Genomic DNA, 7,089 nt, shown 5'->3' on the forward strand with positions numbered 1-7,089 from the left:
CGATCACGACACCATGGATCACACCGCGATCAGATACCTGCACCAGGGGTTCCCCCGTGAGGAGATGGTCGCCCTGTACCTGGCCGCCGACGCGATGCTCGTCACGGCGCTCCGGGACGGCATGAACCTCGTCGCGAAGGAGTACGTGGCCACCCGCGGGGATCAGCGCGGCGTCCTCGTGCTCAGCGAGTTCACCGGCGCCGCGGACGAGCTGCGCCAGGCGGTGCTCGTCAACCCGCACGACATCGAAGGGCTCAAGGACGCGATCATGCAAGCCGTCGACATGCCGCCGCGGGAGCAGTCCCGGCGCATGAGGGCCCTGCGCAAGCGCGTGCTGGAGAACGATGTGAACGCCTGGTCGCGGGACTTCCTCGCGGCCCTCGAGAACGTACGGAGCGCACGATGACCCGCGACTGGACCGTGGCCGCAGAGACCGACCCCGCCCTCGCGGCGATCGCGCGCACTCCGCGCCTGCTGGTGGCGCTCGACTTCGACGGCACGGTCTCGCCGCACGTGGCCGACCCGATGTCGGCGAGGGCGCTGCCCGCGGCCGTCGCCGCGGTGAACCGCCTGGCCGCGTTGCCGGAGACGTTCGTCGCGTACGCGTCGGGGAGGAGCCTGCACGACCTGCGCGAGATCACCGAGCACGAGGACGGATCCCCGATCCTGCTCGCCGCATCCCATGGCGCGCAGTTCTGGTTCCCGGACACGGGGGAGGAGACCGATCTCTCCACCGAACCGGCCGACCGCGCCGAGGTCATCGAGGAGCTGCGCGCGCTGATCGCGGATCTCGACGGCGTCGTGCACGAGCCCAAGACCTTCGGGTTCGGCGTGCACACCCGCACCGCCGCGCCGGGGCAGGAGGAGCTGGCCTTCGCGCGCGTCGAGAAGTGGGCGCCCGAGAGGATCCCCTCGTGGCGGCGGCGCACCGGTCATCACCTGCGCGAGTACTCCTGGCGGGACGAGGGCAAGGACGCGGCCCTGTCACGGCTGCGCGCGCACGTCGGCGCCACCGCGGTGCTGTTCGCCGGCGACGACGTCACCGACGAGGACGGCATGCGCACGCTCGGCGGCGCGGATCTGGGCGTGCGGATCGGTGCGGGCGAGACCGCGGCGACGCTGCGGGTCGCGGATCCTGCGGCGTTCGCCGTGCTGCTCGACGCCCTGGCGGACGCCAGAGCAGCCGCACAATAGACTGCTTCCATGCGCGCGCAGCACGGATCCGATCGTCCGTCCCTCGCGCGCGCGGGCGGCGGGAGCGTCGTCGATCATGGGTTAGGCTTGATGCACGTTCGAACCGTGGTCGGCACAACCGGATCCCGGATCGGACGCAGAGCTCCGGTGGCCTCGCAGGCCGCCGGGCGCGATGGTGATCTGAATCGGGTCGATATCGCGGCTCGTGCTCTCGATGTACTCGTCGAGACGCCTGAGCCGGGCTCATGCCGCGACGGCGTCCGTCGCGGATCAGAGCCGACTTCTCCGCGCTGCACCCGAGGCGTTCCAGCCCAGCATTCCCGACCCCTGCGCTCCGCCCCCGGCGGACCGGGTCGGAGAGTCGTCCGCGACGGGGCATCGTCCCGCCGCTTCCGTCGATCGTTCACCATCGCAAGGAACCTTCATGACCGCTGATACCGCTCCAGCCGTCCCGCGTCCGCCCGCCCGTCCGGCGTCGGCGCCCGTCCTCACCGGCGCGCAGGCCGTCGTGCGCTCCCTCGAGCTCCTCGGCGTCACCGACGTCTTCGGCATTCCCGGCGGCGCGATCATGGAGGTCTACGACCCCCTGATGGCATCGACCGAGCTGCGCCACATCCTCGTGCGCCACGAGCAGGGCGGCGGGCACGCCGCCGAGGGGTACGCCACCGCCTCCGGCAAGGTCGGCGTGACCATCGCCACCTCCGGCCCCGGTGCGACGAACCTCGTCACCGCGATCGCGGACGCCTACATGGACTCCATCCCGATCGTCGCGATCACCGGTCAGGTGTTCTCCCGCCTGATGGGCACGGACGCGTTCCAGGAGGCCGACATCGTCGGCATCACGATGCCGATCACCAAGCACTCGATCCTGGTGAAGACGCCCGAGGACATCCCCGGCGCGATCGCCGCGGCGTTCGAGATCGCCAGCACGGGTCGTCCCGGTCCCGTTCTCGTGGACATCACCAAGGACGCCCAGCAGGCCACGGCCCCGTTCGTGTGGCCGCCCAAGTACGACCTGCCGGGCTACCGTCCCGTGACCAAGGCGCACGGCAAGCAGATCCAGGCCGCGGCCACGCTGATCGCCGAGGCCAAGAAGCCCGTGCTGTACGTCGGCGGCGGCATCATCCGCGGCCGTGCGTCGGCCGAGCTGCTGGCGCTGGCCGAGCTCACGGGCGCGCCCGTGGTGACCACGCTGATGGCGCGCGGCGCCTTCCCCGACTCGCACCCGCAGCACGTCGGCATGCCCGGCATGCACGGCACGGTCCCGGCCGTGCTGGCGCTGCAGGAGGCCGATCTCCTGGTCGCACTCGGCACCCGGTTCGACGACCGTGTCACCGGCAAGGCCGAACTGTTCGCCCCGAACGCGAAGGTCGTCCACGTCGACATCGACCCCGCCGAGATCTCCAAGATCCGCACGGCCGACGTGCCGATCGTGGGCGGCGTGCGCGAGGTCATCACCGATCTGGAGGTGGCGTTCCGCGGCCTCACCGGTGGCGCCAAGGGTGACATCGAGGAGTGGTGGGCCTACCTCGACGGGCTGCGCGCCGAGTTCCCGCTCGGGTACACGCAGCCCGAGGACGGCCTCATGTCCCCGCAGCACGTGATCCAGCGGATCGGCGCGCTCACCGGGCCCGAGGCGGTCTACGCGGCAGGCGTCGGTCAGCACCAGATGTGGGCGGCGCAGTTCATCAAGTACGAGCGCCCCAACTCCTGGCTGAACTCCGGCGGCGCGGGCACCATGGGATACGCCGTTCCGGCGGCCATGGGCGCCAAGGTCGCGGAGCCCGAGCGCGTGGTCTGGGCGATCGACGGCGACGGCTGCTTCCAGATGACCAACCAGGAGCTCGCGACCTGTGTCATCAACGACATCCCGATCAAGGTCGCGATCATCAACAACTCCTCCCTCGGGATGGTCCGCCAGTGGCAGACCCTGTTCTACGAGGGCCGGCACTCGAACACCGACCTGAACACCGGGCACGGCACGATCCGGATCCCCGACTTCGTCAAGCTCGCCGAGGCCTACGGCTGCCTCGCGATCCGGGTGGAGAAGGAGGAGGAGATCGACGCCGCCATCAAGCTCGCGCTCGAGACGAACGATCGCCCCGTCGTGATCGACTTCGTCGTCAGCGCCGATGCCATGGTGTGGCCGATGGTGCCGCAGGGCGTGAGCAACAGCTACATCCAGTACGCGCGCGACCACGCGCCCGCCTTCGACGAGGAGGACTGATCCATGTCCACGCATGTGCTGAGCCTCCTGGTGGAGGACACTCCTGGCCTTCTGACCCGCGTCGCCGGCCTGTTCGCGCGCCGCGGCTTCAACATCGAGTCGCTCGCCGTGGGCGTGACCGAGGTTCCGGGGATCTCCCGGATCACGGTCGTCGTCGACGTCGAGGAGTTCCCGCTCGAGCAGGTGACCAAGCAGCTGAACAAGCTGATCAACGTCATCAAGATCGTCGAGCTCGAGCAGAACGCGTCCGTGCAGCGTGAGCACATGCTTATCAAGGTGCGCACGGACAACAACTCCCGCTCGAACGTGCTGGAGGTCGTGAACCTCTTCCGCGCGTCCGTCGTGGACTACGCCCCCGAAGCGCTGGTGATCGAGGTCACCGGCGACAAGGGCAAGGTCGACGCCCTGCTGCGGGCGCTCGAGCCGTTCGGCATCAAGGAGCTCGCCCAGTCCGGCCTGCTCGCGATCGGCCGCGGCGGCAAGAGCATCACCGAGCGCGTGCTGCGCGGCTGACCCACAGAACCACTGCCGATCCCCGAGCCTGCGGAGCCTGGCGAAGCACGCAAGGGTCCGGCACCCGAAACCCCAACAAGGAGAAACACACAGTGAGCACCGAGATCTTCTACGACGCAGACGCTGACCTGTCGATCATCCAGAACAAGAAGGTCGCGATCGTCGGCTACGGCTCGCAGGGCCACGCGCACGCGATGAACCTGCGCGACAGCGGCGTCGAGGTCACGATCGCCCTCAAGGAGGGCTCGGCCTCGATCGCCAAGGCGTCCGAGGCGGGCTTCGCGGTCAAGACCGTCGCCGAGGCCACCCAGTGGGCCGACCTGATCATGATCCTCGCGCCGGACCAGCACCAGCGCGGCATCTACCGCGACTCGATCGCGCCGAACCTCACCGCGGGCAAGACCCTCGCCTTCGCGCACGGGTTCAACATCCGCTTCGGCTACATCGACGCGCCCGAGGGCGTCGACGTGATCCTCATCGCGCCGAAGGCCCCCGGCCACACGGTGCGCCGCGAGTTCGTCGCCGGCCGTGGCATCCCCGACATCATCGCCGTCGAGCGCGACGCCACGGGCACCGCCTGGGCGACCGCGCTGTCGTACGCGAAGGCCATCGGCGGCACCCGCGCCGGCGTCATCAAGACGACCTTCACCGAGGAGACCGAGACCGACCTGTTCGGCGAGCAGGCCGTGCTCTGCGGTGGCATGAGCCACCTCGTGCAGGCCGGCTTCGAGACCCTCACCGAGGCGGGCTACCAGCCGCAGATCGCCTACTTCGAGGTGCTGCACGAGCTCAAGCTCATCGTCGACCTGATGTGGGAGGGCGGCATCGCCAAGCAGCGCTGGTCGATCTCCGACACCGCCGAGTTCGGCGACTACGTCTCGGGCCCGCGCATCATCGACGCCGGTGTCAAGGACCGCATGAAGGAGGTCCTCGCGGACATCCAGTCCGGCGCCTTCGCCACCCGGTTCATCGAGGACCAGGACAACGGCGCGACCGAGTTCCTCGCTCTCCGTGAGAAGGAGCAGGGGCACCCGATCGAGGCCACCGGCAAGGAGCTGCGTGCGCTCTTCGCCTGGAAGTCGCAGGACGAGGACTACGTCGAGGGCAGCGCTGCGCGCTGACCCGCGGTTCTCCTGAGAACGGGCGTCCCTTTCGAGGGGCGCCCGTTCTTCGTTCCGGCCCTGGGGAACCTCGGGGGAACCCCGGGGAGACCCCGGCGGCGCTACGCCGGGAAGACCACGCCCTCGCCGACGACGCGCAGGGCGATGCGCTGCCCGGGACGCGTGAGCGCGGCATTCGCGTGCCGGATCGTGATCACGGGCGGCTCCGGATCGAGGCGCGGATCCGCGTCGGCGCGCGGCTCCAGCCGGATCCGCGCCGAGGTCTCGGATCCGAAGTACACGCCCTTCTCGACGGTCGCGCGGATCGGCGAGTCGGCGACGAGCTGCACCTGCTCCGGCCGCAGCATGAGCTGCACGCGGCCCCGCGCGGGCGGGTTGCGCACCGGCACGTAGCCGAGCGCGCAGGACGCGAGGGATCCGTCCAGCCATGCGTCCAGGACGATCGCCTCGCCCAGGAACTCCGCCACGCCGCGATCCGCCGGTCGCGTGTAGACGACGAACGGATGCCCCGTCTGCACCAGCCGGCCGTCGCGCATCACGGCGACCTGATCCGCGAAGCTCAGCGCCTCGGACTGATCGTGCGTGACCAGGATGGTCGTGGTGCCCGCGTCGGTGAGGATGCGCGCCACCGCCTCACGGGTCGCGGCGCGCAGGCCGGTGTCGAGCGCGGAGAACGGCTCGTCCAGCAGCATCAGCTCGGGCTCCCGGGCGAGCGCCCGTGCGATCGCGACGCGCTGCTGCTGCCCTCCGGAGAGCTGATCGGGGCGGCGCTCCGCGACGTCCCGCGGGAGCGAGACGAGGTCGAGCAGCTCGGCCACGCGCCGGGCGCGATCGGTGCGGCCGAGGTCGTCCAGGCCGAAGGAGATGTTGCGCGCGACGGTCAGGTGCGGGAACAGCCCGCCGTCCTGGGTGACGTAGCCGATGTCGCGGCGGTGCACGGGCACCCATGCTCCGGGGCCCGCGACCGTGTGGGAGCCGAGCACCACCTCGCCCTCATCGGGGCGCTCGAAGCCGGCGATGATCCGCAGCAGCGTGGTCTTGCCCGATCCCGATGCGCCGACGACGGCGGTGATCCCGCCCGTCTGCACGGCGAGGTCCACCCCGTGCAGCACCCTGTGGCCGCCGTAAGAGGCGGTGACGCCGGCGACCTGCAGGTGCGCGGTCGGCAGCGGACCCGTGCCGGGGGAGGGCACGGCGCCGAGGGATCCGAGGTTGTGAGCGATCATGCGGTCTCCGCGGTGGTGAGGGAGGACGTCGCCGGGGCAGGGGCGGCGGAGGCGTCCGCGCGGGAGAGCGCGGCGGACTGCCGGAAGAGCAGGTAGGTCATGGGGGCGGAGAGCACGATCAGCAGCGTCGCGTAGGGCGCGGCCCCCGCGAAGTCGATCTCGCTCGACAGGCTCCAGAACCGCGTGGCGAGGGTCTGCACGCCGATCGGCGAGAGCAGCAGCGTCGCCGTGAGCTCCCCGGCCACGGCGAGGAACACCATCGCCAGCGCGGCAGCCGTGGCGGGAGCCACCAGACGCAGGGTGACGCCGAAGAACGCCCGCAGAGGGCGGCGCCCGAGGGCCTGCGCCGCCTCCTCCAGGCTCTGCGGAGCCTGGGCGATCCCCGCCTGCAGCGGGACGAGGGCGCGGGGGAGGAACAGCAGCGCGTAGGCGATGAGCAGGAGCGCGGTGGTCTGGTACAGCGCCGGCACGAAGAAGAGCGAGACGGTCACGAGCGCGAGGGCGAGCACGATGCCCGGCATCGAGCTCGTGATGTAGTTCGTCCGCTCCAGCAGGCGGCTGAACGGCCCGGGGTGCCGGACCGCGAGCCAGGAGAGCGGGAACGCCGCGATCACCGTGACGAGGCCGCCGCCGAGCGCGAGGCCCAGGGTCTGCAGGAGGGTCGGCACCAGATCGGGGGCCATCCAGACCGCCGAGCCCCCGTAAGCCAGCCACCCGCCGATCACGACGGCGGGGACTCCGAGTGCGGCGATCCCGAGCGCGAGCAGGGCGACCTGCGCGGGGAGCTGCCATCCGCGCAGCCGGATCC

7 protein-coding genes are annotated in these 7,089 nt (G+C 70.7%); 5 read left to right on the plus strand and 2 right to left on the minus strand.

What is annotated here, in order from left to right; translation table 11 throughout:
- The 5 genes from B7X32_RS16630 to ilvC form a co-directional block, all read left to right on the plus strand.
- Positions 1 to 406, plus strand: a 406-nt coding sequence (locus B7X32_RS16630) for a trehalose-6-phosphate synthase (protein WP_292722108.1), incomplete at its 5' end; no start/stop codon positions are given.
- Positions 403 to 1,194 (plus strand): trehalose-phosphatase, encoded by a 792-nt coding sequence (otsB, locus tag B7X32_RS16635; protein ID WP_292722112.1) that lies wholly within the window; start codon positions 403 to 405, stop codon positions 1,192 to 1,194. The genes B7X32_RS16630 and otsB, both read left to right, overlap by 4 nt.
- 424 nt (positions 1,195 to 1,618) lie before the next feature.
- On the plus strand, positions 1,619 to 3,421 hold the full coding sequence (locus B7X32_RS16640) for an acetolactate synthase large subunit (protein ID WP_292722115.1): 1,803 nt from the start codon (positions 1,619 to 1,621) through the stop codon (positions 3,419 to 3,421).
- Positions 3,422 to 3,424: 3 nt separating this feature from the next.
- On the plus strand, positions 3,425 to 3,934 hold the full coding sequence (gene ilvN, locus B7X32_RS16645; RefSeq protein ID WP_292722118.1) for an acetolactate synthase small subunit: 510 nt from the start codon (positions 3,425 to 3,427) through the stop codon (positions 3,932 to 3,934).
- Positions 3,935 to 4,026: 92 nt separating this feature from the next.
- A complete protein-coding gene (ilvC, locus tag B7X32_RS16650; protein WP_292722121.1) occupies positions 4,027 to 5,055 on the plus strand; it encodes a ketol-acid reductoisomerase in 1,029 nt (342 codons plus the stop codon).
- Positions 5,056 to 5,156: 101 nt separating this feature from the next.
- Here the strand turns inward: ilvC and B7X32_RS16655 are convergent, their stop codons facing one another.
- Positions 5,157 to 6,281, minus strand: coding sequence for an ABC transporter ATP-binding protein (locus B7X32_RS16655; protein WP_292722124.1), 1,125 nt, complete (start codon positions 6,279 to 6,281; stop codon positions 5,157 to 5,159).
- The coding region (locus tag B7X32_RS16660; protein ID WP_292722127.1) for an ABC transporter permease subunit at positions 6,278 to 7,089 on the minus strand (812 nt) is incomplete at its 5' end. The genes B7X32_RS16660 and B7X32_RS16655, both read right to left, overlap by 4 nt.

The sequence above is a fragment of the Microbacterium sp. 13-71-7 genome, assembly GCF_002257455.1.
GTDB lineage: Bacteria > Actinomycetota > Actinomycetes > Actinomycetales > Microbacteriaceae > Microbacterium.

Bases quoted from the DNA above. Each gene is read 5' to 3' on its own strand.
- B7X32_RS16640 (WP_292722115.1), top strand. From the start codon at position 1,619: ATGACCGCTGATACCGCTCCAGCCGTCCCGCGTCCGCCCGCCCGTCCG.
- otsB (WP_292722112.1), top strand. From the start codon at position 403: ATGACCCGCGACTGGACCGTGGCCGCAGAGACCGACCCCGCCCTCGCG.
- ilvN (WP_292722118.1), top strand. From the start codon at position 3,425: ATGTCCACGCATGTGCTGAGCCTCCTGGTGGAGGACACTCCTGGCCTT.
- B7X32_RS16655 (WP_292722124.1), bottom strand. From the start codon at position 6,281: ATGATCGCTCACAACCTCGGATCCCTCGGCGCCGTGCCCTCCCCCGGC.